Annotated in this window: 20 protein-coding genes; 4 read left to right on the plus strand and 16 right to left on the minus strand. The window is 69.1% G+C overall.

The annotated features are described in order from the left end of the window. Positions 1 to 9 precede the first annotated feature (9 nt). The gene (locus ASF94_RS03250; RefSeq protein ID WP_056661512.1) at positions 10 to 867 is read right to left on the minus strand and encodes an ABC transporter permease; all 858 of its coding nucleotides are present in this window, start codon (positions 865 to 867) and stop codon (positions 10 to 12) included. Further along, entirely contained in the window at positions 864 to 1,925 is a 1,062-nt protein-coding gene (locus tag ASF94_RS03255; RefSeq protein WP_056661514.1) for an ABC transporter ATP-binding protein, read from the minus strand. The genes ASF94_RS03250 and ASF94_RS03255 overlap by 4 nt, the downstream gene beginning before the upstream one ends. Positions 1,926 to 2,076: 151 nt before the next feature. Here ASF94_RS03255 and ASF94_RS03260 point away from each other — a divergent pair, with 151 nt between their 5' ends. Together ASF94_RS03260 and ASF94_RS03265 are read left to right on the plus strand one after the other, a co-directional pair. Next, positions 2,077 to 2,949 carry an IclR family transcriptional regulator gene (locus ASF94_RS03260; protein ID WP_369818626.1) on the plus strand — a complete coding sequence of 291 codons (873 nt, stop codon included), beginning with the start codon at positions 2,077 to 2,079 and terminating at the stop codon, positions 2,947 to 2,949. 5 nt (positions 2,950 to 2,954) lie between these two features. Beyond that, positions 2,955 to 3,908, plus strand: a complete 954-nt coding sequence (locus tag ASF94_RS03265) for a glyoxylate/hydroxypyruvate reductase A (RefSeq protein WP_056661735.1) — start codon at positions 2,955 to 2,957, stop codon at positions 3,906 to 3,908. A gap of 156 nt (positions 3,909 to 4,064) precedes the next feature. Here the strand turns inward: ASF94_RS03265 and ASF94_RS03270 are convergent, their stop codons facing one another. Both ASF94_RS03270 and ASF94_RS03275 read right to left on the minus strand, forming a co-directional pair. Next, on the minus strand, positions 4,065 to 5,312 hold the full coding sequence (locus tag ASF94_RS03270; RefSeq protein WP_056661520.1) for a PLP-dependent aminotransferase family protein: 1,248 nt from the start codon (positions 5,310 to 5,312) through the stop codon (positions 4,065 to 4,067). Continuing rightward, positions 5,309 to 6,739, minus strand: a complete 1,431-nt coding sequence (locus ASF94_RS03275) for a VOC family protein (protein WP_056661738.1) — start codon at positions 6,737 to 6,739, stop codon at positions 5,309 to 5,311. Before ASF94_RS03275 ends, ASF94_RS03270 begins: the two co-directional genes overlap by 4 nt. Before the next feature lie 137 nt (positions 6,740 to 6,876). Between ASF94_RS03275 and ASF94_RS03280 the strand changes: the two genes are divergently transcribed. Further along, a complete protein-coding gene (locus ASF94_RS03280) occupies positions 6,877 to 7,830 on the plus strand; it encodes a LysR family transcriptional regulator (RefSeq protein ID WP_056661741.1) in 954 nt (317 codons plus the stop codon). 314 nt (positions 7,831 to 8,144) lie between these two features. On the opposite strand, the gene ASF94_RS03285 is transcribed toward ASF94_RS03280, so the two are convergent. The 5 genes from ASF94_RS03285 to ASF94_RS03300 all read right to left on the minus strand — a co-directional run bounded on the left by ASF94_RS03285 (position 8,145) and on the right by ASF94_RS03300 (position 10,917). Further along, a complete protein-coding gene (locus ASF94_RS03285) occupies positions 8,145 to 8,483 on the minus strand; it encodes an RNA-binding protein (RefSeq protein ID WP_056661523.1) in 339 nt (112 codons plus the stop codon). Positions 8,484 to 8,626: 143 nt separating this feature from the next. Then, the gene (locus ASF94_RS03290) at positions 8,627 to 8,836 is read right to left on the minus strand and encodes a hypothetical protein (protein ID WP_056661526.1); all 210 of its coding nucleotides are present in this window, start codon (positions 8,834 to 8,836) and stop codon (positions 8,627 to 8,629) included. 302 nt (positions 8,837 to 9,138) lie between these two features. Next, the gene (locus ASF94_RS21525; RefSeq protein WP_200933004.1) at positions 9,139 to 9,300 is read right to left on the minus strand and encodes a hypothetical protein; all 162 of its coding nucleotides are present in this window, start codon (positions 9,298 to 9,300) and stop codon (positions 9,139 to 9,141) included. Between the two features lie 67 nt (positions 9,301 to 9,367). Further along, positions 9,368 to 9,880, minus strand: a complete 513-nt coding sequence (locus tag ASF94_RS03295; protein WP_056661529.1) for a DUF2127 domain-containing protein — start codon at positions 9,878 to 9,880, stop codon at positions 9,368 to 9,370. Positions 9,881 to 10,002: 122 nt separating this feature from the next. Beyond that, positions 10,003 to 10,917 carry a DMT family transporter gene (locus ASF94_RS03300; protein ID WP_056661532.1) on the minus strand — a complete coding sequence of 305 codons (915 nt, stop codon included), beginning with the start codon at positions 10,915 to 10,917 and terminating at the stop codon, positions 10,003 to 10,005. A gap of 76 nt (positions 10,918 to 10,993) precedes the next feature. On the opposite strand from ASF94_RS03300, the gene ASF94_RS03305 reads away from it, so the two are divergent. Beyond that, a complete protein-coding gene (locus ASF94_RS03305; protein WP_200933005.1) occupies positions 10,994 to 11,920 on the plus strand; it encodes a LysR family transcriptional regulator in 927 nt (308 codons plus the stop codon). Between the two features lie 58 nt (positions 11,921 to 11,978). On the opposite strand, the gene ASF94_RS03310 is transcribed toward ASF94_RS03305, so the two are convergent. The 7 genes from ASF94_RS03310 to ASF94_RS03340 form a co-directional block, all read right to left on the minus strand. Next, entirely contained in the window at positions 11,979 to 12,851 is an 873-nt protein-coding gene (locus ASF94_RS03310; protein WP_056661534.1) for a siderophore-interacting protein, read from the minus strand. A gap of 258 nt (positions 12,852 to 13,109) precedes the next feature. Next, positions 13,110 to 13,625, minus strand: coding sequence for a PadR family transcriptional regulator (locus tag ASF94_RS03315; protein ID WP_056661537.1), 516 nt, complete (start codon positions 13,623 to 13,625; stop codon positions 13,110 to 13,112). A gap of 99 nt (positions 13,626 to 13,724) precedes the next feature. Continuing rightward, positions 13,725 to 15,413, minus strand: coding sequence for an FAD-dependent oxidoreductase (locus ASF94_RS03320; protein ID WP_056661746.1), 1,689 nt, complete (start codon positions 15,411 to 15,413; stop codon positions 13,725 to 13,727). Between the two features lie 145 nt (positions 15,414 to 15,558). Next, on the minus strand, positions 15,559 to 16,557 hold the full coding sequence (locus ASF94_RS03325; RefSeq protein ID WP_056661540.1) for a two-component system response regulator: 999 nt from the start codon (positions 16,555 to 16,557) through the stop codon (positions 15,559 to 15,561). Then, on the minus strand, positions 16,554 to 20,315 hold the full coding sequence (locus ASF94_RS03330; RefSeq protein WP_056661543.1) for a PAS domain S-box protein: 3,762 nt from the start codon (positions 20,313 to 20,315) through the stop codon (positions 16,554 to 16,556). Before ASF94_RS03330 ends, ASF94_RS03325 begins: the two co-directional genes overlap by 4 nt. Before the next feature lie 162 nt (positions 20,316 to 20,477). After that, a complete protein-coding gene (locus ASF94_RS03335) occupies positions 20,478 to 22,025 on the minus strand; it encodes a polyamine aminopropyltransferase (protein ID WP_056661546.1) in 1,548 nt (515 codons plus the stop codon). A gap of 44 nt (positions 22,026 to 22,069) precedes the next feature. Beyond that, a complete protein-coding gene (locus ASF94_RS03340) occupies positions 22,070 to 24,088 on the minus strand; it encodes an RNA-binding domain-containing protein (protein ID WP_056661549.1) in 2,019 nt (672 codons plus the stop codon). Positions 24,089 to 24,117 lie beyond the last annotated feature (29 nt).

Raw genomic sequence — 24,117 nt, forward strand, 5'->3', positions numbered from 1 at the left:
GCGGCCTCCTCAGCCCAGGGTCTTGCGATAGCGGCCCTCGACCATGCGGTTCCAGCCCAGCATGATCACCAAGTTGGCCGCCAGCAGGATGAAGGCGATGGCAGCCCCTAGCGGCCAGTTCAGTTCGTTGAGGTATTCGTCGTAGATCAACGTCGCGACCATCTTGACCCGGCGTCCGCCCAGCAGGCCCGGGATCGCGAAGGAGCTGGCCGACAGTCCGAAGACGATCAGGCTGCCCGACAGGATGCCGGGCATGACCTGCGGCAGCACCACGCGCCGCAGGGTGGTGAAGTGAGACGCCGACAGCGACAACGCGGCGTTCTCGACCCACGGATCGAGCTTCTGCAGCGAAGTCCACACCGGGATCACCATGAACGGCAGCATCACGTGCACCAGGGCGATCACGATGGCCGTTTCGTTGTAGAGCAGCTTGGCGGGCCCCAGGCCGACGAGCCGCAGCACCTCGTTGACCAGCCCCTCGGGGCCCAGCAGCATGCTCCAGCCGAAAGCGCGCACCACCACCGAAATCAGCAGGGGCGCCAGGATGATGAGCAGGAAAATGGAGCGCCAGGGCGATCCCATCCGGCTGAGGATGTAGGCCTCCGGTGCACCGACCAGGATGCATACCAGCGTCACCAGTGCCGAGACTCGCAGCGTGCGCCAGAAGATCTCGTAATAGTAGGAGTCCTGCGCCACATGCAGGTAGTGCCCCAGGGTGAAAGTGCCCGCGACCGGGCCCTTGTCCGCATCGAACGCGTTGAAGGACAGCAGGAACGTCAGCGCCAGAGGCGCCAGCAGCATGACGGCGAACAGGATCAGGGCGGGCGCCGCCAATCCCCAGGGCGCCCAGTTGACGCGCGCCTTCATGCCCGCTCCCCGGAGGAGACCACCCGCAGGTTGCTGTCGTGCCAGTCCATGCCCACCGACTGGCCGACCTCATGCGGGGCGCTGCCGTCGTTGACGGCCGAAACCAGCAGTTCACCCAGCGGGCTGCGCACGGTGTACATCCACTGGTTGCCCAGGAAGAAGCGCTGGTGCACCAACCCCTCGCAGCGACCGGAACCCGGGGCGGTGCAGTAAAGCTTCTCGGGCCGCAGCGCCAGTATCGCGTCGCCGCCGGCACAGGCACCCATCGGCACCGCCAGCTGCAATGGCCCCACCTTGGCAAACATCTGACCATCGGCGCCAGCCTCGACCGTGGCCTGCAACAGGTTGGCCTTGCCGACGAAGGTGGAGATGAAGGCGTTGCGCGGATGCTCGTACACCGACAGCGGTGCGTCCACCTGGGTGATGCGGCCAGCCTCCATGACGACCACGCGGTCGCTGATGGACATCGCTTCAGCCTGGTCGTGGGTGACCATGATGGTGGTGGTGCCGACCTGCCGCTGGATCTCGCGCAATTCGAACTGCATCTCTTCACGCAGCTTGGCGTCGAGGTTGGACAGGGGCTCGTCGAGCAGCAGCACCGGCGGCCGGATGACCAGCGCACGCGCCAGCGCCACCCGCTGCCGCTGGCCGCCCGAGAGTTCACGCGGGTAGCGATCGGCATGGCGTTCGAGATGCACCAGTGCGAGCGCGTGCGCCGTGCGATCGCGCCGCTCTGCAGCCGGGCACCTGCGCATCTCCAGTCCGAAAGCCACGTTCTCCTGCACGGTCATGTGCGGGAACAACGCGTACGTCTGGAACACGATGCCGAGTCCGCGCGCATTGGCTTTCGTACGCGTGATGTCCCGCCCTTCGAGTTCGATCACCCCCTCCGACACCTCCACGAAGCCCGCGATCATCTGCAAGGTAGTGGTCTTGCCGCAGCCGGACGGCCCCAGCAAGGACACGAACTCTCCTTTTGCGACTTCGAGGCTGAAGTCGTGGACCGCCCTGACGTTGCCGTAGGCCTTGGACACGTGCTGGAGACGCAGGAAGCTCATGGATCACCCCTGTCGGCGGAAACGCCGCCTGTTGGCTTGATGAAATAGATGCGGCGCTTTTTGCAATTGTTGTGCCCGAGGAAAATGCACCCCTAGGTAGAAACTCTGATTCTGGAATATTTCTACAATTTATTCCGCAAAACGGAATAACATGCCACTCATCAATTTTGTTATTCCAACCATGACAGCTGCCGCAGAAGACGACGCTCACCAACGTGGGGCCATGCACCGCACCTTTCAGATCCTGCGCACGCTGGCGGTGCACCAGCGCGAAGGCATGCGTGTCACCCATCTCGCCAAGACACTCGGAATGACGCCCCCCACCACGCATCGCCTACTGCAGGGCCTGGTGCAGGAATCGATGGTGGAGCAGGACGCGCAGAACAAGCTCTACCGTCTCAGCCTGGATCTGTTCTGCCTGGGGGCCCAGGCGGGCGCGGTGCACGATCTGCGAGCGCTGGCGCGGCCGGCGCTGCTGCGACTCAACGCCAGCCTGGGCGACACGGTGCTGCTCCTGGTGCGGTCCGGCTTCGATGCGGTCTGCCTGGACCGCGTCGAAGGGCAGTATCCGATCCGTACCTTCACCGGCGATGTGGGCGGACGGGTGGCGCTCGGCGTAGGCCAGGGGGCGCTGGTGATCCTCGCGCATCTCCCCCAGGCAGAAATGGAGGAGGTGCTGCGCTACAACCTGCCGCGCATCCAGCACTACAACGTCTACGACGAGGTGTACCTGCGCACCGAAGTCCAGCGCACCCGCGAGCTCGGCCATTGCGCGACCTCCAGCGGACTCCTGGAGGGCATGTCAGGCGTTGCGGTACCCGTCTTCGATCGCAACCGCAACGTGGTGGCGGCGCTGTCCGTCGGCACGCACACCAGCCGTCTGAACGAAGAAAGGCTTCCGATCGTGAGAGACATGCTCGCGCGCGAGGCGAAGCAACTTTCGCTGCAGATCAATCCGTTCGATCCGACCCTGCGACACCCCATGCATTCCCTGGTGGCCAGCACCGCCAGCCGTCCGCTGTGAAACCGATGCCGCTGCCTCCTGTCAACCTCGTGATCAAAAGCGGAGGTTCGGCCGCCATGGCGGAATGGCGCGACCTTTTCGCCGAAGCGGCGCCGCATGTGCAGGTGCATGACTGGAACGACCCGGCGCTCGTCGCCGACTGCATCGACTTCGCGCTCGTCTGGGAGCCAGAGGCGGGGAGACTGGCCCGCCTGCCGCGACTCAAGGCCGTTCTCAGCTCTGCGGCGGGCGTTGATCACATCCTGGCCGACCCGTTCCTGCCTGCGGGCTTGCCGGTCGTGCGCATGGTGACTGCGGAGACCCAGACCCGCATGGCCGAGTTCTGCACCATGGCTGCCTTGATGCTGCAAAAGGACATGCCGCGCGCTATCGCCCAGCAGCGGGAACGTCGGTGGCAGGAGTTCAGTCCGGCGACGACCGCCAGCGGGACGACGGTGGGCATCCTGGGTCTGGGCAGCCTCGGTGCGAACGTTGCCAAGATGCTGCAGGCGGTCGGGTTCAACGTGCTGGGCTGGTCGCGCAGTCGCAAGCGAATCGACGGCGTGGAGAGTCTTGCCGGCCCCGACGAACTGCCCTCGTTGCTGAAGCGCAGTCAGATCCTCATCTGCCTGCTGCCGGATACGCCCGATACGAAAGGCCTATTGGACGCCCGACTGTTCGGCCAGTTGCCTCCGGGAGCGCACTTGGTCAATGCCGGGCGTGGCGCGCAATTGTGCGCCGCGGACTTGCTGGCCGCGCTCGACAGCGGGCAACTGGGCAGCGCCTTGCTCGATGTGACCGATCCCGAGCCGCTGCCTGCCGATTCGCCGCTGTGGCGCCATCCACGCATCGTGGTCTCCCCGCACACCGCCGCCTCGGCCAGCCGACGCGCCAAGGCTCGGCAGGCCGCGTTCAGCATGGGCCAGTGGCAGCGCGGGGAGCCCCTGTCGAACATCTACCAGAGCGACCGGAGATATTGAGTACCGCATGGACTACCGCAGATCGCACGGAGGACGCCGGCCACCCGGGTGCGTGGAGCATGCGGCTCCCAGCGCATCTGCAAGGGCCTTCGAGAAGCCGAGTAGACAGTGTTCCGACAGCGATCCGACAGCGGTCCGGTTTGCCGTGAGAGCGCTTCAAGCCGTGGCTTGCCGTGCCGCCTCGGCCAGTCGGCGAACGGCCTCCTCGATCTGCCGCACATCGAATGCAGCGAATGAGAGTCGCAGAGCCCTGACCTCTCCGCCGTCAGGATAGAAGGCGCCGCCCGGCACGAACAGCACCTGCTGCGCCACGGCTGCGTCGAACAGTGCGCGCGGGCGGATGCCGGGCGATAAAGTCGCCCAGACGAACATGCCGCCCGAGGGCGGTTCGCAGTGGACACGGCCGCTCAGCGACGCGGTGATTCCGCGCACGAGCGCCTGCATCCGCCGCTGGTACTCGGTCCGCGCGTGGTGCACCGTCGCAGCGTAGCGACCGCCCTGCAGGTAACGGGCCGCCACCACCTGCGCGAGTGGGGAGGTGCACAGGTCCACTGTCTGCTTGGCGATGGTGCAGCGGCGCAGCAAGGCGCCATCTCCCACCATCCAGCCCACGCGCAAGGCGGGCGCCACGGTCTTCGACAGGCTGGAGAGATACACGACCGGATTGACGGCCGTTCCTGGCGCCTCGCCCAGGGCGCGCAAGTTGGCCGGCATCGGAGACGCGTCGCCATCCAGCCTGTCGAAGCGTAGCTCGCCGTAGGGGTCGTCTTCCACGATCCAGAAGCCGTATGTGCGCGCCAGCTGCACCAGCGCCGCGCGCCTGTCGGCAGAAAGGAGCGTGCCGCGCGGGTTGGAGAAATTGGGCACGGTGTACAGCAGCTTGGGCCTGCGTGCGGCGGGCAAGGTGCGCAGCAGTTCCGCCAGGGCCTCCGTCTGCAGTCCCTGCTCGTCCATGGGGACGGGGAGGATGCGAGCCTGCGCCAGGCGGAGCGCCTGCAATGCCGCTGGATAGGAGGGAACCTCCACCAGCACCGTGTCTCCAGGCTCGATGAGCACGCGCACGATCAGATCGAAGGCCTGCTGGGAACCAGTCGTCACGATCAGATCGTCGGCCTGCGCCTGCATGCCGCGCTCGCGTGTCAGGTCGGCCAGCAGTTCCCGCAGGGCCGGCAGCCCTTCGGTCGGACCGTACTGCAGGGCTTGCGCACCATCGGCCATGGCCTCAAGGGCGGCCTGCGCCAAACCTTCGGTATCGAAGAGGCTGGGTGACGGGTAGCCGCCTGCCAGCGAGATCATGCCTGGGCGCGACAAGTAGGGGAAAAGCTCGCGGATGGGAGATCCCGCCGGCTCGGCGAACATGGCGGCAAATGCGGGCGCGCCCGGGAAAGCAGTGGCGGTCGTCATGCGGTTGGCGCGGCCGGCACGCCTCGCAGAGCAGCGCGCACGCTGTCGACCGATCGCTGTTGCGCGGTTTCGTACAGTGCGAATTGATCGTGAACCGGCATGCCTAGCGCAGACTCGAATGCCTGCTGGGCTGCCGCGCCCTCGTATCGTCTCTGCTCTACGCCGCCGAGGTTGGATTGGAAAATGCCTGCCGCACTCACCGGCAGGAAATCCTCGTACGTGATCGGATCGGCCTGCACCCAGCCCATCGCCAGCAGTTCCTCCATGTCGGCCTCGGCGCGGGCTGCACGCAACGCGGCAGGCTGTGCCTCCATCTGCGCCGTCGGCTTGTAGCGGTAGAAGGCCAGCCCTTGCGTGCGCAGCGCTTCGTGGCTGTCCGGAAAGTCACGGAACACCTGAGCCAGCCGCAGGTCGTAGTCGGGCGCTGCACTGCCTGCAGCGTCCTTGTCACGCACCGCAGCCAGCAGCCGGTCATAGAGTGCAAGACCGGTGCGGGTGAGCGCGACCCCGCGTTGTTCGATCTCGCCGAACCGAGCAGTGTGGGCGCCAGCGCTGCGCCCCCCCTCGCCTCCCACGAAATGCACCGCCTCCTGCAACGCCTTGAAGCTGGTCTGGCGCAACAGGATCGGACAGGCGCGGCGCGGGGGGCCCTCGACGACTTCCTTGGCATCGATGCCGTGCGCGATCATCGCGGACTGCGCGGCATCGATGTCGAGCGTGCGCGGGGTCAGATGATTGATGTGCGGCCCTCGGAAACACACCACGTCGGCCACCAAACGATGGGCCGATTGGAGGGCGAGATAGGTCTGCGCATCCACTGTGGCGGTGTCGTGCCAACGGAATGTTTCCAGCGCCTCGGCCACGAAGATGTCCGCATCGGTTTCGCTGAGGCCGCCGTCGGTCTCGCTGCGGACGATCAGTTCCAACGCTCTCGCGGTGAACACCCGGCGCTGCGCCAGGGTGGCTGCAGCCCTCTCCCGCAGCTCCGTGTCGGCGATCAGTTCCAGACGCAATAGCGACGTGAACACGCGGAACGGGTTGGCCCGCAGTGCGTCGTCGGTCACCGGGCGGAAAGCGGTCGAATGCACCGGCACGCCGGCCACGGAAAGGTCGTAATAGCCGACGGGTTCCATCCCCATCACGGCGAACAGGCGGCGCAGGGTCGCCAGTTCGGCGGGGGTTCCCACCCGAATGGCGCCGTGGCGCTCCACATCCAGGCGCTCCAGTTCGCCGGCTTGGGCCCATCGCGCATGCAGCGCGGGCTGGGACGCCAGAGTGCGTGCATTGATGTCTGCCACCAGGTCGAGCAGTGCCCCGTACTGCGGCACCTCCTCGCGGTACATCGCAGACATGGCCCGCGAGAAACGGGCGCGAATCGCATCCGGTGCGATGAAATCGGGGTGATCGAGGTTGTTCTTGTCACGCATGGTGAATGGCATTGCAAGGGAGTGAGAGCACCGCCGATGCTAGGAATGCCCTCCCCTGCGGTCAAACGACCATTCGGTCTTCGGTCATTCCGTCGGAGAATGACGTGCCGGCCACCTCGGCTTTGATCGATAGCCTCATGTTCCCGATTCGCCGACTCCTGCCCCCCATGTCGCTGCTGTGCGCGTTCGAGGCGGCTGCACGCCATCGGAGCTTTACCGCCGCTGCCGCCGAACTCCATCTCACGCAAAGTGCGGTCAGCCGCCAGATCCGCGCGCTGGAGCAGAAGCTGGAGACCGAGTTGTTCATACGCGAACGCCAGACCGTTCGACTCAGTGCGGCGGGCGAGGCCTATGTGGAGGAAATTCGTGCCGCCCTGGTTCGCATTTCGAATTCCACGCTGGTGTGCCGCTCGAACTCACAGGGCGGCAACCTGAATCTGGCCATCCTCCCCACCTTCGGTACCCGATGGCTTGCGCCGCGCCTCCCCCGGTTCTTCGCGGAGCACCCGGGCGTCACCGTCAATCTCACGACCAAGCTGTCGCAGTTCGATTTCCGGAGCGAGGATGTGGATGCGGCCATCCACTTCGGTTCCGCGCATTGGCCCGGTGCGGACATGGTCCCGCTGATGCGCGAAACCCTGGTGCCGGTGTGCAGTCCCGCGCTGCAGGCACGTTACGGGTTCACCACGCCAGCGGATCTACTGAAAGCGCCATTGCTCCACCTCGCCTCCCGGCAGAACGCATGGTCGGATTGGCTGTCGAGCCATGGGGTGGAGAGTGAAGGTTTTCCACGGGGCATGGTTTTCGACCAGTTCGCAACGGCTGCCCAGGCAGCGATCGTCGGCCTGGGTATTGCTCTGCTCCCGCGATTCCTGATCACGCATGAATTGCAGACGGGCGACCTGCGGAATGTGGTCCCGACGGTGGCAGACTTTGAAGGCGTCGATCTCTACTACCTGGCATGGCCGAACGCCAAAGCCGGCCATGTACCGCTCCAGGCTTTTCGCTCGTGGCTGCTGGGGGAGGTGGAAGCCTTCGTTCGCGAGTCGGCTGCACTGCCGAACCACGGCGTCGGACCCCAGAGTGGCTGAAGATATCTCCCAACGACCCGCAGGCAGGTGATGGCGCTGGCTGCCGAGCTGGACCCTGGTCGGTCGGGCTGAAGCCTGTTTCCTCCCCCCTTCTCCCCGGGAGCGCGATATGCCCGCGCCGACGATGCTCGCACGAGCAGTCATCGGGCCACCGCGTCCTGGCACGACAAAGATGACAGAGGCTGTGCTGCGGCGCCGTCTCACCATCCCTCCCTCACCCCGCCCGGCCCCGAGCGCCACCAGCGGGTCGTGCAGGCGAAAAAAAACCGGCCCCAGGGAGCCGGTTCGCACAGCGCAAGAAGCGCGGGCGCAGATCAGTAGCGACCGCCGCCGAAGCCGCCGTTGCCGTAGCCGACATCGGCGCGGCCGCTGGCGCGGTAGCCGTCGCCGCCGCCCGTGTTGGCTTCGCGGGGGCGGGCCAGGTTCACGACGATGGAGCGGCCGTCCACGGACATGCCGTTCAGGCCGGTGATGGCGGCCTGGGCGACCTCGGCCGAGACCATTTCCACGAAGCCGAAGCCCTTGGAACGGCCGGTTTCGCGGTCGATCATGACCTTGGCGGAAGAAACGCCGCCGAATTCGGAGAAGTTGCTGCGCAGGGCGTCGTCGTCAACGGAATAGGGCAGGTTGCCCACGTAGATTTTGGTGCTCATGGTGGAGTCTTTCTAAAGATGGTGCGCAACGCGGCGCGCCGTTGGAAACCGGCTGGCGGATGGCCCGCATGCCCCTGCCGAAGCAGGTGCGGTGCGGGCGCCGCAGCCCGTGGTGAAAGCGAAGGCCGGTGCTGTCAGGTGTTTCAGCACGCAGGCGGGTGGGCCATCGAGGTCTGCAGCCAGCCCTGGGTGACGGCGAAGAGCCGGGCGGCTTCGCGCGAGGCGAAGAATTTGTCGAAACGAAAGATGCGGCAGTAGCTGCCGTTGCCTTGGGATCGCTGGACCGAGAAGGAGGCGCGGAAGCGTCCGCAGTCGGTCGGGTGTGTCGTGGGCGAAACGACGTATCGGCCCATGGAGATGGCGAGAGAGGAAATCAGGGGCAATCAGGAGTCGCAGGCCGTTGGTGGCGAGCCGGCGTGAGCATCGAACAACTCGGCGGGCTGCAGCTCGGCAGTCCCGCAAGGCGGCCTGGGGCCGCGAAAAAGGCGTGGGGTGAAAGCCGGCGGGTCATCCCGCAAGGCCGCTCCACGCGGTAACGGCTGCGATCGCGTCGCTGCCGTCTGGGGCGGATTATATCACCCAGCAGAATTTAAGTCACCATCTATATACCGCATGGTTTTAATAGCGGCCTGGCATGGTGGCTCTGCCAGGAAGATCAGGCCGGCTTGTTCTTCAGTTTCCCCTTTGGCAGAACGGACGTCGTCGGCGGGGTGGGACGCGACGAGCCGGAAGACGCGCCAGGCAGCGCTGCGGGCAGGCTGGTGCCCTTCTTCGGTTTCTTGGTCATCTTGTTGCTGCGTTGATCGCCCTTGGCCATGGCTTGCTCCTGATGCGGGTGGTGGTGATCCCGGGAGTATGCGGGCTCGGCAGCGGGTGTGGCGGCTTCAGGCCTGTTGCGGCGCTGCCTGCCGCCGCCACAGCCGCCAGCCCAGGTAGGCCACCACGGCCGCATTGAGCAGCACCACGGCGCTGGCCGCCCAGGTCGGCCGGTGCAGCCAGTGCCACAGCTCGAACGGTATGTAGAGCCCGCCGGACAGGGCGCCCAGCCATTCGCCCCAGGCCTTGTCGCGCCAGAGCCCGTAGGCCTCGGCAAACCGCAGCGCCGCATAGGCGGTGGCCATGGCGGTCAGCAGCTGCCAGTCGCCATGGCCGGACCAGCGGTCGATGCCGGCCAGCAGCAGCGCCGGGTAGTGGGCGCCGGGGCTCAGGCCCACGTGGCCAATCAGGGCGGTGGCGATCTGGTGCAGGTCGCGGTGCAGCAGCCCCAGCACGCCCACGCCTGCGATCAGCGCGAGGCTGCCCTTGAGCGCCTCGAAAACGGCGATGGTGCGCAGCGTGCGGCGGGCGGCCGGCGTGTCGGTGGGTGCCGGGTCGGGACGGGCGGCGGTGGAGAGCATGGTTTCTTCGGCCGGAAAGGATGGAGCGCGGTTGGTGCTGGGGCGCAGTATCCACCGACTCCTGTGCCCCGCCGCGCCACGGCGCACCCAGACACCCTGGGCCCTGGCGTGCGCCGCTGGCGTCAGGCCCGCCCTTTGCGGCCGGTCAGCCAGAGCGTGCTGGCGACGATGAGCGCGCCCCCCAGCCATCCCGCGCTGCCCAGCGTTTCGCCCAGCCACAGCGTGGCGAAAAGCGCACCCCAGACGGGCTCGGTGCCCATCAACAGGCTGACCCGGCTGGGCGAGTGCAGCCGCAAGGCCCAGTTCTGCACGGCGAAGGCCAGCGCCGAGCAGCCCAGCACCAGGAACAGCGTGGCGCCCCAGAAAGCCGGTGCGCGCGGCAGCGGCGGCAAGTCCTGTATGGCGGCGGCCCAGGCCAGGCAACCCAGCCCCACGACGGCGGCCTGCACCGCCGTCAGGTGCAGCGTGGGCACCTGCGCATGGCGCCGGGTGAGCCGGCTGGTCACGCACACCATCATGGCGCGCAGCCCGGCGGCCGCCAGCATCAGCCATTCACCCAGGCCCCATCCCAGCCCGCCTGCGGCCCATTCGGAGGGCCAGCCGCCGGTCAGCAACGCTGCCCCCGCCAGCGACACGCCCGCAAAGCCGAACACCGCGCGCGCCGGGCGGCGGCCCAGCAGCAGCCATTCGGCGAACGGGGTGAACACCACGCAGAGGCTGATGAGCAGGGCCGCACGGCCCGCCGGCGTGTGCGCCACCCCATAGGTTTCGCAGACGAAGATCGCCATCAGCAGCCCGCCCAGCGGCAGGCCGACCGCCAGCGCCGCCGCCCACTGCGCCCGGCTGGCACCGCAGCAGGCCGGCGCCAGCAAGACCGCAGTCAGCAGAAAGCGCACCGCCAGGAACGCCAGTACCGGGTAGTAGGCCAGCGCGGACTGGGCCACGCCGTAGCTGGCGCCCCAGCAGGCGGCCACCAGCAGCAGGGCCGCATCGGCGGACGGGGCAAAGCGGGCGGCGGGCATGGCATGGGTGGTCATGAAGGGCAGTGTCCACTTGCGCTGGCCGATTGATAATCCGCCGCATGCGCACATCATCTGTTCCGCAATTGCACGAATGAACGACGCGTTGGACAGCCTGCACGACATGGCCCTGTTCGCCCGGGTGGTGGCCGCCGGCAGCTTTTCGGCGGCCGCGCGCGGCCTGGGCCTCACCCCCTCGGCCGTCAGCCGCCAGATCGCACGGCTGGAGGCGCGGCTGGGCGTGCGCCTGCTGGAGCGCACCACGCGCCAGCTGCGCCTGACCGCCGCCGGCCATGCCGCGCATGCGCGCTGCCAGGCGCTGGAAGCCGCTGCGCGCGAGGTGCTGCAGCTGGCGCAGGCGCACCGCCCCGGCGCCGAGCCCCGCGGCCGCGTGCGCATGAGCGTGCTGAAGGCCTACGGCGTGCAGCGCGTGCAGCCGCTGGTGGCGCCGTTCCTGGCCGCGCACCCCGGGGTGCAGCTGCAGCTGGTGGTGACCGACCGGGTGGTGGACCTGTTTGCCGAAGACATCGACCTGGCCCTGCGCGTGACGGATACGCCGCCGCCCGGCCTGGCCGCGCGCCCGCTGGAGGTGGTGGAGCACATCGTGTGCGCCAGCCCGGCCTACCTGGCCGAGCGGGGCGCGCCCACGGCGCCGGACGATCTGGCGCGCCACGACTGCCTGTGGCTGGGCGAGCATCCGCAGGACGCCCGCTGGCGCTTCACGCGGGGCCGGGGCGCGCAGGCCGAGGCGGTGACCGTTCCGGTGAACGGCCGCTACGCCGTGAACCACAGCGGCATGCGGTGCGAGGCGGCGCTGGCGGGGCTGGGCGTCGCCAGCCTGCCGGGCTTCATGGCCGATGAGGCCCTGTCGTGCGGCAGGCTGGTGCGCGTGCTGGCCGACTGGCGGCACGAGACGGCCTACTCGGGCACGGCCTGGCTGCTGTACCCGGCGCAGCGCTTTCTGCCGGCGGCGGTGCGGGCGTGGATCGACCATCTGGCCAGGGGGCTGGCGGGGGCCTGAGCCTGCGCTCCGCGCCAGCGACCCGCGCGCGCCCGCCTCCTGGCGGCCCCCGCCTGGATCAGTCCTCGTGCGTGTCGTGCGTGGCCGCGCTGCCCCGGCGCCAGTAGCCCGAGGCGCGGATCCATTTCGGGTGCACGCCGCGCTCGCCCACCAGGTGGGTGCGCAGCGCCTTGGCCACGGCCGATTCGCACGCCACCCAGGCGTGGATGTCGCCGGCGGGCAGCTCCAGCGGCCTCAGCGCGTCGAGCAGGACGGACGCCGTGCCGGGTTCGGCGCACTGGCGGTGCACCCAGTGGATGCGGGCATCGGCGGCAGTGGGCAGGGGCTGCTCGTCGGCCGGGCCGTCCACCTCGGCCAGTACCAGCACGGGCGTGCCGGCGGGCAGCTCGGCCAGCCGGCGCGCGATGGCGGGCAGCGCGGTGTCGTCGCCCACCAGCACATAGCCGTCGAAGGCCAGCGGAACGACCATGGAGCCGCGCGGGCCGGCCACGCCGATGGGCTGGCCAGGCGCGGCCTGCAGCGCCCAGGCGGTGGCGGGGCCGGCGTCGTGCAGGGCGAAGTCGATGACCAGCGTGCCGGCGGCTGCGTCGTAGGCCCGCGGCGTGTAGTCGCGCATCGTGGGGCGCGGCGCGGTGGGCGCCGGAGCGCCCGCTTCGTCCGCGCCGCCCGCTTCGCCAGGCCGCGAAAACGCGATGGCGCCGTCGGCGCCGGGCAGCACCAGCTTGACGTGGTCGTCGAAGCCGGCGCTGGTGAAGCCGTCCAGCTCGGCGCCTTCGAGCGTGACGCGGAGGCAATGCGGGGTGGCGCGCTCGGCGCTGCGCACGGTGAGCGTGCGCAGGCGCAACTCGTGCCGCACGCGCTGCGGTGCACGGGCGGCGAGCTGCTCGGCGGTGGGCGACGGCGTGGCGGCGGAATCGGGGAGGGAAGTCATGGCAAAAGGCTTTCTGCCGGCGCGGGCCGGCGGTGACGGAGCGACGTGGAGAGGTCGTGGGGCGTGCTCCGGAAAGGTCGGTGTGCGCCGGGCGGGTCAGAAGGTGTGAATCAATCCGGCACGCCCGAGCGGGCCGCACAAACGCGGCCCATCCAGGCGCAGAGCGCAGCCATGGCGCAGGCTATGGCGGGCACTGGCAGGGCAGAGGGGGCGCGTTTGTGCGGTGCGATCAGGCATGGCGGGTTCTCTCGCACCTTCTCAGATCCGCTCGATCTGCCGCGCCGCCGCATCGAGCGCATCGGCGATGGCGTGGATCTGTTCGGTCTGCAGCGGCTCGCCGGCCAGCCGCAGGTGCAGCGCATGGCGCAGGTTGTGCACCGCGCGTTCGATGGGCGCGGGACGCGTGGGGCGCGGTGCGGCCCCTTGCGCGGCGCGGGCGAGCAGCGCATCGACCTCGCCCTGGCGCTCCCGCAGGTGCGCGTGGCCGGCGTCGGTGGCGGTGTGCAGCTTGCGCCCGCCCTCGGCAGTGACGGTGACGTAGCCCAGCTCTTCCAGCAGGGTGAGCGCCGGGTAGATCACACCCGGGCTGGGGCTGTAGCTGCCGCCCAGCTGTTCCTCGATGGCCTTGATGAGTTCGTAGCCGTGGCGGGGTTTGCCGGCGATGAGGCGCAGCAGCACCAGCCGCAGGCCGCCATGGCCGAAGATGCGGGCGCCGCCGCCCCGGCGGTGACCGGGTGCGGGGTCGCGGGGTTCCCAGGAGTCGGTATCATTCATGCGATTTAGATATATCTGAATCGCCAAAGATATATCTTTTGCGGTCGGCGCTCTGGGGGTGGGCGAGAAGCCCATGCCGCCGACAGGGTCGGCGCTGCGTCAGGCGACGGCCAGCCCTGCGGCGTGCCCGCGCGTGAAGGCCTCCTCGAACACGGAGTAGCCCGACCAGTCGGCATGCGCGAAAGCCAGCCGGGAGGTGGCGGGCGTGGGCAGCGGCACCACGCGCTCTCCGTTGGATAGCACCCTGCGCTGGTCGGACAAGCGCTGGAGGCCGATTTGGCTCAAAAAAGCCTGCAAGCCCGGCGTGGGAATGGCCATGGCGTGCCCGTACCGCGTGATGTCCATCCGCGTGGCGCGCTCGGCAATGTCCGGGTGCGGCACGGCCAGGCTCTGCAGGATGCGGTCGCGCCACTGCGCCCACGGCTGCTCGGCCAGCTGGCGGCGGCCGTCCGGCACGTCGCCCAGCGCCTGGTAGTAGCTCAGCACCGTGGGCGCGGGGCGCGGGTCCAGCCGCTGGTGGCCGGCATCCACGTAGCCCAGGCCACCAGGGGTGGGGTCGGCGTAGAGCACGTTGTCCCAGGCGGGCGCTGCGCCTTCGCGGTCGGCCAGCGGCGCGTCGATGTGGAGGTTGGCGACCAGCCAGGGCGCCCACGTCAGGCGCTCGGCCGCGTTCCGCAGGAAGTCCGGCAGCGGCTGCACCACGCGCGCCGCCATGAACACGGGCAGCGCCACCACGCAGCGCCGGGCCTGCCAGCGCTCCACGCTGTCGCTGGCATGGTGGAACACGTCCACCTCCACGCCGTGCCGCGTCTCGGCGATGCGCAGCACGCTGCTGCCGGTGCGCAGCTGCCCGCCCTGGGCGAGCGGCGCGGCCAGTTGCTGCGTGAGCCAGCCATTGCCCTGGGGCCAGGTCAGCACGCCCTCGCGGTCGTCGGCGCCGCCCCCGCCGCCGCCGCTGGCGTCTCCCGGCGCATGGAAGCCGTGGCGGCTGGCGAAGTAGTGGATGCCGGCCCATGCCGAGACGCGCGCCAGGCCGGCGCCATAGTCGTCGCGGCAGCAGTAGTCCAGGTACCAGCGCAGATGGGCATCGTCCAGGCCCTCCTGGCGCAGCCATTCATCAAAAACCATAGCATCCAGCGCTTGATGGATGGGCGCGAGAGGCTGATTTCGCTTCCAAACGCTGAGCGCCGGCATGGCAAAGGGCGCCGCGCGCGACAGCTCGGCCACCCGGGCGGCGAAGCGGCGGTACTGCGCCAGCGTGGCATCGCCCACGCCCTGGGTGGGCAAGAGCCCTTCCTGCCAGGCACCCTGGAAGTACAGCCGCTCCTGCGGGCTGTGGCACAGGTGCCGCTCGTCGTAGCGCCAGCGGCCGGCCTCGCGCCGCCGCAGGCCCAGCTCTTCCAGCAGGTCCTGCACGGCGCGGGCATGGTCGCCCGGCACCGGCAGGTAGTGCGCGCCCAGCGGGCAGGCGATGCCGTTGACCTCGCCGCCCCGGCTGTTGCCGCCGGCCGTGTCCTCCATTTCCAGCACCACGCAGTCGTCGATGCCGGCCAGGCGCAGCGACCGCGCCGCCGCCAGCCCGGCCACGCCGCCCCCGGCAATGACGACCTGGGTGCGCCGCACCACGCTGGGCGCCAGCGCGTCGCCGCCGCGCGCCAGCCGATCGCGCAGCGCGTGGCCGCGCGCCATGTCGATGCCGGTGAAGCCGCCCGCCGCGCCCGGCGGCGGCTGGCAGCCGGCGGTGAGCAGGCCGCCCGCCGCGCCCAGCACGAAGCTGCGGCGGTTCAGGGACCGGTGGAGGGGGTCGGAAAGGAACGGATGGGACACGGGGCGACGCCAGGCGGAAGGCGGAAGGCGGAAGGCGGAAGGCGGAAGGCGCCCCGACTCTACGCCACTGCCTGCCGCGCACCGCGGGGCGCTGCCGGTGCTCGGTTCAATCGGCCCAGCGGGCCTGGATTGCCAGAATCTGCGGCTTCAGCGCCAGGAAAGGCGCGACCAGCGACGGATCGAAGTGCCGGCCGGACTGCGTGCGCAGGTAGTCGAACGCCTCTTCCAGGCTCCACGCCTGCTTGTACGGGCGCCGCGTGGTGAGCGCATCGAACACGTCGGCGATGGCGACGATGCGTGCCTCCAGCGGAATCGCCTCGCCGGCCAGCCCGAACGGGTAGCCGCTGCCGTCCCACTTCTCGTGATGCGCCAGCGCGATGGTGTGGGCGGTGCGCAGCAGGCCCGGGGGATGCTCGCCGATGATCTCGGCGCCGATCATGGGGTGCTTCTTCATCACCTCCCACTCGTCGGGGTCGAGCTTGCCGGGCTTGCGCAGCACAGCGTCGGGCACGCCGATCTTGCCCACGTCGTGCATCGGCGCGGCGTGCAGCAGCTCCTCGGCCCAGGCCTCGCCCATGCCCAGGGCCCGCGCCAGCATCTGCGCGTAGAGGCTCATGCGAATGACGTGCTTGCCGGTCTCGTCGTCCTTGTACTCGGCCGCCCGGCCCAGGCGCTGCACGATCTGCAGGCGCGACTCGCGCAGTGCCTCGGTGCGCACCAGCGACAGGTGGTTGCGCACGCGCGCGCGCACCACGGGCGCGCTCACGGGCTTGGTGATGTAGTCCACCGCACCCACCTCGAAGCCCTGGGTCTCGTCCACCACGTCGTTCAGCGCCGACACGAAGATCACCGGCATGCAGGCCAGCAGCGGATCGGCCTTGAGCTGGCGGCAGACGCTGTAGCCGTCCATGTCCGGCATCATCACGTCGAGCAGCACCAGGTCGGGCCGCTGCTGGCGGGCGATCTCGATCGCCTGGGCCCCGGCCGTGGTGAAAAGCAGGCGGTAGTCGTCCTGCAGCACCTGGCGCAGCACCTGCAGGTTGGTGGGTTCGTCGTCCACCAGCAGCAGGCGCGGGCGGCGGTCTTCGTGGGGCGAGGGAGTCATGGCTCGGCCGTTTCCTGGCGGGCGTGGGCAGCGCGCAGGTCCTGCAGGCAGGCGCGCGCCGCGACGAAGTCGAAGCGATTGAGGATGTCCTGCAGGCGGTCGGCGTCGGCGGCGGGCAGGGCCGCCAGCAACTGGCTGAGCGGCGCTTGCGCGATCTCGAACCGGGCGAGCGACTGCTCCAGCGCGTCGATCGCTTCTGCGGTCTGCGCCGGGTCGGCCGCCGCCGTGCGGGTTGGTGCGGCGTTGTCGGGCACTGCGGGCGGCAGCGCCTCGCGCACCGACTCCAGGGCGGGCGCGATGGCGGCGAGCGCATCGCGCGCCAGCTCCGCATCGCCGCTCTGCGCGGCCCGCTCCAGGCCCTCGGCCGCGGCCTGCAGGCGCACCAGGGCCAGGTTGGCGGCAGCACCGCGCAGCCGGTGGGCGACGGCGCTCAGCCGCGGCCAGTCGCCGGCCCGGTCGGCGGCCTGCAAGTCGGCAACGCCGTTCCAGGCGTCGGGCAGGAACCGGTCGATCGCCTGGCGCAGGGCCTGCGGCTGGGTCCACAGCCGCAGGCCGCGTTGCCAGTCGATGGCTGGCGCAGGGGTGGCGAGCGACAGGGGCCCCAGCGAGGGCAGCGACAGGGGCAGCGGCGGCGGCAACACGGGCGCCAGCGCCAGGGCCGCCGGCAGGGCCGAGCCGCCCGGTGGCCCCTCGGCCAGGCTCAGGACGCGCGCCATCTCCTGCAGCAGCCGCGGCGGCTCGACCGGCTTGCCGGCGAAGCCTTCCATGCCGGCGGCGCGCGCGTTGCGGCGGTCCTGGTCGAGCACGCTGGCCGACAGCGCGATCACCGGGGTGGGCCGCAGCCCGCGCTCCACGTCCTGGGCATGCAGCCGGCGGGTGGTTTCCAGGCCATCCATCTCGGGCATCTGCAGGTCCATGAGGGCGATGTCGAAGCGCTGCCGCGCGGCGGCCTGCAGCGCCTCGGCGCCGCTCGCCGCGCAGGTGACGGTGTGCCCGCCCTGGGCGAAAACGACCTGCAGCAGTTCGAGGTTGGCGGGCACGTCGTCCACCGCCAGGATGCGCAGCGCGGGCAGCTCCACCACCTCCTGGGTCAGCTGCACTTCCACGGCCGCGGTGGTGGCCTGCGCCAGCGGCAGCCGTACCGTGAACACGCTGCCCTGCCCCGGCGTGCTCTGCACGGCGATGCTGCCGCCCATGAGTTCGGCCAGCTGCCGCGCGATGGTGGTGCCCAGCCCCGAGCCGCCGTAGCGCCGCGTGGTCGAGGCATCGGCCTGCGCGAAGGGGTCGAAGATGTGGCTCAGCCGGTCCGCGTCGATGCCGATGCCGGTGTCCACCACCGCCAGCTCGACGCAGCCGTCGGCCTGCCGCACGCGCAGCGTCACGCCGCCCTGGTGGGTGAACTTGAGCGCGTTGCCGAGCAGGTTGAGCAGGATCTGCTGCACCCGGAAGGCGTCGCCATGCCAGAACTCGGGCACGTAGGGCGGATAGTCCGTGCGGAGCGCCAGCTGCTTTTGCTCCGCCTGGATGCGCAGCGAGCCGACGATCTGATCGCACAGCGCCCGCAGGCTGAAGTCGCTCTGCTCGAGCAGCACGGCGCCCTTTTCGAGCTTGGCGGTGTCCAGGATGTCGTTGAGCAGCCGCAGCATGGAACGGGCGGCGCGGTGCACGGTGGCCAGGTGGCGGCGCTGGGTGGCCTCCAGCGGGGTGTCGAGCAGCGCCTCGGTGAAGCCGATGATGGCGTTCATGGGCGTGCGGATCTCGTGGCTCATGTTGGCCAGGAAGGTCGCGCGCGCGAGGGCCGCCGCTTCGGCGGCTTCCTTGGCGGCGCGCAAGTCCTGCTCCATCGCCCGCCGCCCGGTCAGGTCGGTGGCGAACTTGACGATCTTGATGGTGCGGCCCTGCGCATCCAGGATGGGGTTGTACGTGGCCTGGATCCACACCTCGCGGCCGCTCTTGCCCACGCGCTGGTATTCGCCGGCATCCAGCTCGCCGCGCGCCAGGCGGTCCCACAGCGCGACATACGCGGGGTCCTGCACGTATTCCGGCGTGCAAAAGAGGGCGTGGTGCCGGCCCTGCACCTCCTCCAGCGTGTAGCCGAACAAGGTCAGGAAGTTGGCGTTCGCGGTGATCAGGCAGCCGCAGAGGTCGAATTCAGCTACGGCCTGTGCGCGGTCCAGCGCCCGCACCACGCCGGCGAATTCGGCATTGCGGGTCTTCAGCTCGGACACATTCATCACCACGCCATCGATGTAGTCCACCCGGCCCGGCGTGTCCGAGCCGCCGCGCCCGGTTTCCGACACCCACACCACCGCCCCGGAGCGTGCGATGAGGCGGTATTCGATCTGGTAGCTGCGGTTCTCGTGCATGGCGGCGGACACCTCGCTCCACACGTTGCCTGCGTCTTCCGGGTGGATCAGGCTGCCGAAGGTGGTGGGGCCGCTGACCAGTTCGTCCGCCGTCCAGCCGGTGAGGCTTTCCACCGCCTCGCTGATGAACAGCATGGCCCAGTCGCTCTGGAAACGGCAGCGGAAGGCGACGCCCGGAATGTTGCGCACCAGCGAGCGCAGCTGCGCCTCGCGCTGATGCCGCTCGGCCTCCAGCGCCCGGCGCTCGGTCAGATCGACCAGGAAGCCCACGTAGAGCGGCATGCCCGGCTGCTCCACGCGGCCCACGGCCAGGCGGATCATCACGGGGCTGCCGTCCTTGCGCTGCGCCTCCACCTCGCGGCTGCTGCCGGTCATGCGGCTGAAGGCCGTCTCGCCATGGCGTCGCCGGTACGCCTCGTGGTCCGCGCGGTAGGCCGGCGAAACGATCATGACGACGTCGCGCCCCAGGACCTCGTCCTCCCGCCATCCCAGCAGGCGCTCGGCGGCCTTGTTGTAGGAGCGGATCACGCCGTCCGCCCCGATGGTGATGATGCCGTCCACCGCGGTTTCCAGCACCGCGCGCAACCGCGATTCGTTGGCCATGGCCCGCCGGTACAGCAGCCGGTGGCGCAGCGCGGTGTTGGCGACGCCGACCACCACCATCAGCAGCACGGACACGGCCGCGATGGCGAGCGACAGGCGCCCCTTGAACGCAGCGATGTCGTGCGACGGCGCAGTGACCGCCCCGACCAGGCGCACCGCGTCGACGCTGATGTAGTGCATGCCGGCAATCGCCACCCCCAGAACGGCGCCGCCCGCCACGTCGGCCAGCCAGATGGACAGCCCGCGGCGCTGCTGCAGCCAGAGCCGCGCATGCAGCGCCGCCACGGACAGCACCAGCGCATACCCCAGCGACAGCAGGAAGCCCCAGACGTCGTAGCGGATCACCGGCGCCAGGGTGGAAGCGGACATGCCCAGGTAGTGCATGAGCCCGATACCCGACCCCATGAGCAAGCCGCCGAGCGTGGCGCCGCGTCGCCCGGTGCCGGGGCGCGCCATCACCGACAGCGCGACCCAGGCGGCCAGCACGCTGGGCACGATCGACAGCGCCGTCCTGCCGGAATGGAACGCCCCCTGCGAGCAGAACGCCGATGCCAGCATGCCGACGAAATGCATCGCCCATACGCCGCCGCCCAGCGCCAGGGCCGCCGACGCCACGGTCGCCCGGCGACCGAGGGTGGTGGACGCCATGCGCGCCAGGCCGGCCAGGTGCACCGCCATGACCGACGCCAGCACCGCCAGCCCCACCGACAGCGCGACCAGCCAAGCGTCATGGCCCCAGGCCACGTGGGGGTCTCGCGCCACCCCCACGACGAAATACGGATCGAACATTTATTAACGAAAAGTCATTTTTCGTTGCCAATTCTGCCTGACGGGCTCTTTTTGCGTGCGAGCGTGCGGTAGTGTCCTGCGGCGTCCAATGGCTTGGGCGGCAGCGTGCGGCAAGCAGCGCTCCCGTCCGAAAAAAGCAGGGCGCCCGTCGCAGCCGGCGGCTCAGTGCGCCACCCGGCCCCATTCCTGTTCGTAGGTGTGTACCAGCACCTGGTTGGACAGCCGGTTCACCTCGGCCGGCACCCGCGCCATGTCGAGCGGGAAGTCGAACAGCAACGGCAGCGTGGGTGCCGAGAGAAAGCGCAGCCCAGCAGGCAGCGCGCCGGGCAGCCGCCACGGCCGGCGGCTGGCGATGACGAAGCCCCATTCGCCGAAGCTGGGCACATGCGCGTGGTAGGGCGCCGCGGAAAGGCCCACCGATTCGATGGTCTGCACCACCGTCCAGAAGCTCTGGCGCGCCACCAGCGGCGAGGTGGTCTGCACCACCGCATAGCCGCTGGCCGCGAGCCGCTGGTCCAGCAGCGCGTAGAAGCTGTTGGTGTAGAGCTTGCCGATGGCGAAGTTGGTGGGGTCGGGAAAGTCCACCACGATCACGTCGAAGGTGTCCTTCCCCTGCTGCAGCCACTGGAAGGCGTCGGTGTTGACGATGTGCACACGCGGGTCAGCCAGCGCGTGGCCGTTGAGCTGCGTCAGCGTGGGGTTCTGGCTGAACAGCTGCGTCATGGCCGGGTCCAGCTCCACCAGCGTGACCGACTCGACCGACGGGTATTTCAGGATTTCGCGCACCGCCATGCCGTCGCCACCGCCCAGCACCGCCACCCGCTTCGGCGCGCCCTGCGCGGCCATCGCCGGGTGCACCAGCGCCTCGTGATAGCGATATTCGTCGCGCTCGGCGAACTGCAGGTTGCCGTTCAAGTACAGCCGGTGCCCCGCCTTGCCCTGCGTGACGACGATGCGCTGGTAGGGCGACGCGCTGCTCATCACGATGCGGTCCTGGTAGAACTTGTCTTCGGCAAAGCGCGTAATGTGCTCCGCGCCTGCCAGCCCTGCCAGCAGCGCGCCGGTGACCGCTGCGCAGGCGACGGCATGCGCCCGCCAGCGCCGCAGCTCATGCCGGAAGAGCCACAGCGCCCACACGGCCACGGCCGCGTTCATCACGCCGAACAGCAGCCCCGTGCGCACCAGCCCCAGATGCGGCACCAGCAGCAGCGGAAACGCCAGCGACACCGCCAGCGCGCCCAGGTAGTCGAAGGTGAGCACCTGGGAGACCAGGTCCTTGAGCTGGGCGTTGCGCTTCAGGATGCGCATGACCAGCGGAATCTCCAGCCCCACCAGCGTGCCCACGGCGAACACCATGCCGTAGAGCAGCACGCGGAACGCGCCGGGCACGTAGGCGTTCGCTACGAAAAGAATCGCAGGAAGCGCCCCACCGATCAGCGCCACCAGCAGTTCTATCCGCAGGAAGTGCGCCGGCAGCTGGCGCTCGAAGTACCGCGACAGCCACGAGCCCACGCCCATCGCGAACAGGTAGGTGCCGATGACGGTGCTGAACTGCAGCACCGAGTCGCCCAGCACATACGACGCCAGCGCCCCCGCCGCCAGTTCGTAGAGCAGCCCGCAGGCGGCGATGACGAAGACGCTGGCGAGCAGGGCGATGTCGATGGGGCGGGGGGTGGGGGCCGGCGCAGGGGAATGCAATGGAGCCGTCATGCTGTCCTCACCCTCTCAAACATAGTTGGTTCATGCCACCGGCCTCAGGGCGTTCCCGTCCTGTAAGCCTGCTGCTCATGGGTTGGGCGCGAGGGAAACGCCAGCTCCAGCACACCACTGCGCACCATGGGGCTGATGTGCGACTGGCGCAGCGCATCGGGGCTGCGGCCCAGGAGTTTGGCCAGCACGGCACGGGTGACATAGTGGCCCTGGCACACGGCGCAAATGACCTGCTGCATGCGATCGGCTCCCAAACGCCCGGATCGCGCCGGTGCGGCGAGCACCTGCAAATGCGCAAGGAAGTCTGGTGTGAGCACGCCCAAGTCGTCGATCACAGGTGCGTCGAGCAGGTTCGAAAGCAATCGCCCTTGGGCATCGCGCCGCCCCTGCTGCCGCTGCGAATGTTCGGAGCTGGGCTCCGAAGGTTCGGTGCCGAGCTCCGAAGGTTCAGCACGTCGCTGACTGGCAGCCCAGGTAAACGAAGGGAAGCGCCCGCGTTCGGGTATAGCGCTTTGCGGTTTGGCAGGCAGAAGCGGGCCGCTGAACACATCCTCGGGCGTCGGAAGGGCAGCGCCCGCCAGGTAGTACACCGTTCCCCTGGCTCGCCCGTCGGAAACCAGCATGCCCTGGCGCACCAGACGGGCCAGCAGGACGCTCAGGTCATGGGAATGGGCATCGCACAACTCCAGCAAACGGCTATGGCTGACGGTGCGCTCCATGGCGGCGGTCGCCAACACCAGGCGAGAGTGCGCATCGAGGGCATCGAAGCGCTCGCCCCACTGCGCACGGAGGCCTTGCACAACCTCGTCCGGCAGCAGATCCGCCATGTGCAGCGCCAACAGGGTTTGCTCAGGTTCCGACTTCTCGGACAGCAAGGGCGGCCGCCAATGCTGGCTGCGCCAGCCGCCATAAATACGAGGCATGCCGGAGCCACCCCGCTCACCCAGGCCGATGAGCAGGAACATCTGGTGCAGGATGCGGTTACGGCAGTCGCTCTCCCCACCACGAATCACCTGTTCGATGGGCAGGCGCAGGCCGCCCGGGTTGCGGAACCCGAACATGTCGGGCCGCTTGACCACCAGCACCGACACCCGGCCTGTGTAATCGGCGTGCACCAAGGCATTCACCAGCGCCTCGCGCAAGGCCTTGTGCACGGGGGTGTCGTCCTGTCGCTGCCCGTCTTTCACGGAAAAGGGCACTTTGAGATCCGCCACCAGCTTGCGGTAGACCCTTCGATAGAACTCGAACAGATTGCCAGTCCAGGAGCCATCGGGCACCAGCCGGTCCATCCAGGTGGGTTCTGCCCGGGCTTCGGGCCGCTCCTGGTAATCCAGAAAATAATGCGGCGCAGTCTCCTGAATGGCGGCCCATGTGCCGAACATCAGCAGGCCGGCCAACGTCAATCCTTCGCTGTCCGTCTGGCGGTCACGCCGCCAGCCGCGCAGGCTGGTCAAGAACTCGAAATCCTCCTGCTCCAGATAGGGATGCCCCGGCCGCTCGTCCTTGAGCATTTGCCGGTAGATGCGCAGGCTCTCGCCATCGATGTCGTCCATGCCGAAGCCCGGCAGGACGCGGGCGTCGCGTTCATCTTCCACCTGCTCGGCCAGCATGCGCTTGACGGTTTTTTCATCGCAAAGCCGGTCACCGTCGTTGAGCCGCCTGTAGGTGTGTCCCAGCGGCTGGCCGTTCAAGAACACCGGCCGTTGCTTGCGCGTGGCCTGCGGAATGCGCACCCGCAGCACCGTGCAGTCTTGCAGCACCAGTTCCTGCACGTCTGCATCGGTCAGCAGGTTGGCGCTGACCTTGCCGGGATTGTTCAGGGTGTTGAAGAGATCGGCCCGCACCTTTGCCGGATGGGGAATGCCCGCTACGGCGAACACGCCGTTCTTCTCTCGCACCCCCAGCAGCACCACGCCGCCGTAGGCATTGGCCATGGCGGAATAGATAGGCCAAAAATCCTTGGGTACCTCGCCCTGGCCATTTTGGCCGTGGGCCAGCTTGCACTCCAACTCCACCGTTTCGCGCAGCAGCGCCAAGTCTTCCAGAGAGGTGGGTAAAGCCATTGCACAGGTCCCGGAGCGGTTGGGGGGAA

Origin of the sequence: Acidovorax sp. Leaf160, from assembly GCF_001424265.1 — a bacterium.
Taxonomy (GTDB): domain Bacteria; phylum Pseudomonadota; class Gammaproteobacteria; order Burkholderiales; family Burkholderiaceae_C; genus Paracidovorax.

Coding starts and splice junctions, on each gene's coding strand:
- ASF94_RS03250 (WP_056661512.1), bottom strand. CDS start 867: ATGAAGGCGCGCGTCAACTGGGCGCCCTGGGGATTGGCGGCGCCCGCC.
- ASF94_RS03255 (WP_056661514.1), bottom strand. CDS start 1,925: ATGAGCTTCCTGCGTCTCCAGCACGTGTCCAAGGCCTACGGCAACGTC.
- ASF94_RS03260 (WP_369818626.1), top strand. CDS start 2,077: ATGCCACTCATCAATTTTGTTATTCCAACCATGACAGCTGCCGCAGAA.
- ASF94_RS03265 (WP_056661735.1), top strand. CDS start 2,955: ATGCCGCTGCCTCCTGTCAACCTCGTGATCAAAAGCGGAGGTTCGGCC.
- ASF94_RS03270 (WP_056661520.1), bottom strand. CDS start 5,312: ATGACGACCGCCACTGCTTTCCCGGGCGCGCCCGCATTTGCCGCCATG.
- ASF94_RS03275 (WP_056661738.1), bottom strand. CDS start 6,739: ATGCGTGACAAGAACAACCTCGATCACCCCGATTTCATCGCACCGGAT.
- ASF94_RS03280 (WP_056661741.1), top strand. CDS start 6,877: ATGTTCCCGATTCGCCGACTCCTGCCCCCCATGTCGCTGCTGTGCGCG.
- ASF94_RS03285 (WP_056661523.1), bottom strand. CDS start 8,483: ATGAGCACCAAAATCTACGTGGGCAACCTGCCCTATTCCGTTGACGAC.
- ASF94_RS03290 (WP_056661526.1), bottom strand. CDS start 8,836: ATGGGCCGATACGTCGTTTCGCCCACGACACACCCGACCGACTGCGGA.
- ASF94_RS21525 (WP_200933004.1), bottom strand. CDS start 9,300: ATGGCCAAGGGCGATCAACGCAGCAACAAGATGACCAAGAAACCGAAG.
- ASF94_RS03295 (WP_056661529.1), bottom strand. CDS start 9,880: ATGCTCTCCACCGCCGCCCGTCCCGACCCGGCACCCACCGACACGCCG.
- ASF94_RS03300 (WP_056661532.1), bottom strand. CDS start 10,917: ATGACCACCCATGCCATGCCCGCCGCCCGCTTTGCCCCGTCCGCCGAT.
- ASF94_RS03305 (WP_200933005.1), top strand. CDS start 10,994: ATGAACGACGCGTTGGACAGCCTGCACGACATGGCCCTGTTCGCCCGG.
- ASF94_RS03310 (WP_056661534.1), bottom strand. CDS start 12,851: ATGACTTCCCTCCCCGATTCCGCCGCCACGCCGTCGCCCACCGCCGAG.
- ASF94_RS03315 (WP_056661537.1), bottom strand. CDS start 13,625: ATGAATGATACCGACTCCTGGGAACCCCGCGACCCCGCACCCGGTCAC.
- ASF94_RS03325 (WP_056661540.1), bottom strand. CDS start 16,557: ATGACTCCCTCGCCCCACGAAGACCGCCGCCCGCGCCTGCTGCTGGTG.
- ASF94_RS03330 (WP_056661543.1), bottom strand. CDS start 20,315: ATGTTCGATCCGTATTTCGTCGTGGGGGTGGCGCGAGACCCCCACGTG.
- ASF94_RS03335 (WP_056661546.1), bottom strand. CDS start 22,025: ATGACGGCTCCATTGCATTCCCCTGCGCCGGCCCCCACCCCCCGCCCC.
- ASF94_RS03340 (WP_056661549.1), bottom strand. CDS start 24,088: ATGGCTTTACCCACCTCTCTGGAAGACTTGGCGCTGCTGCGCGAAACG.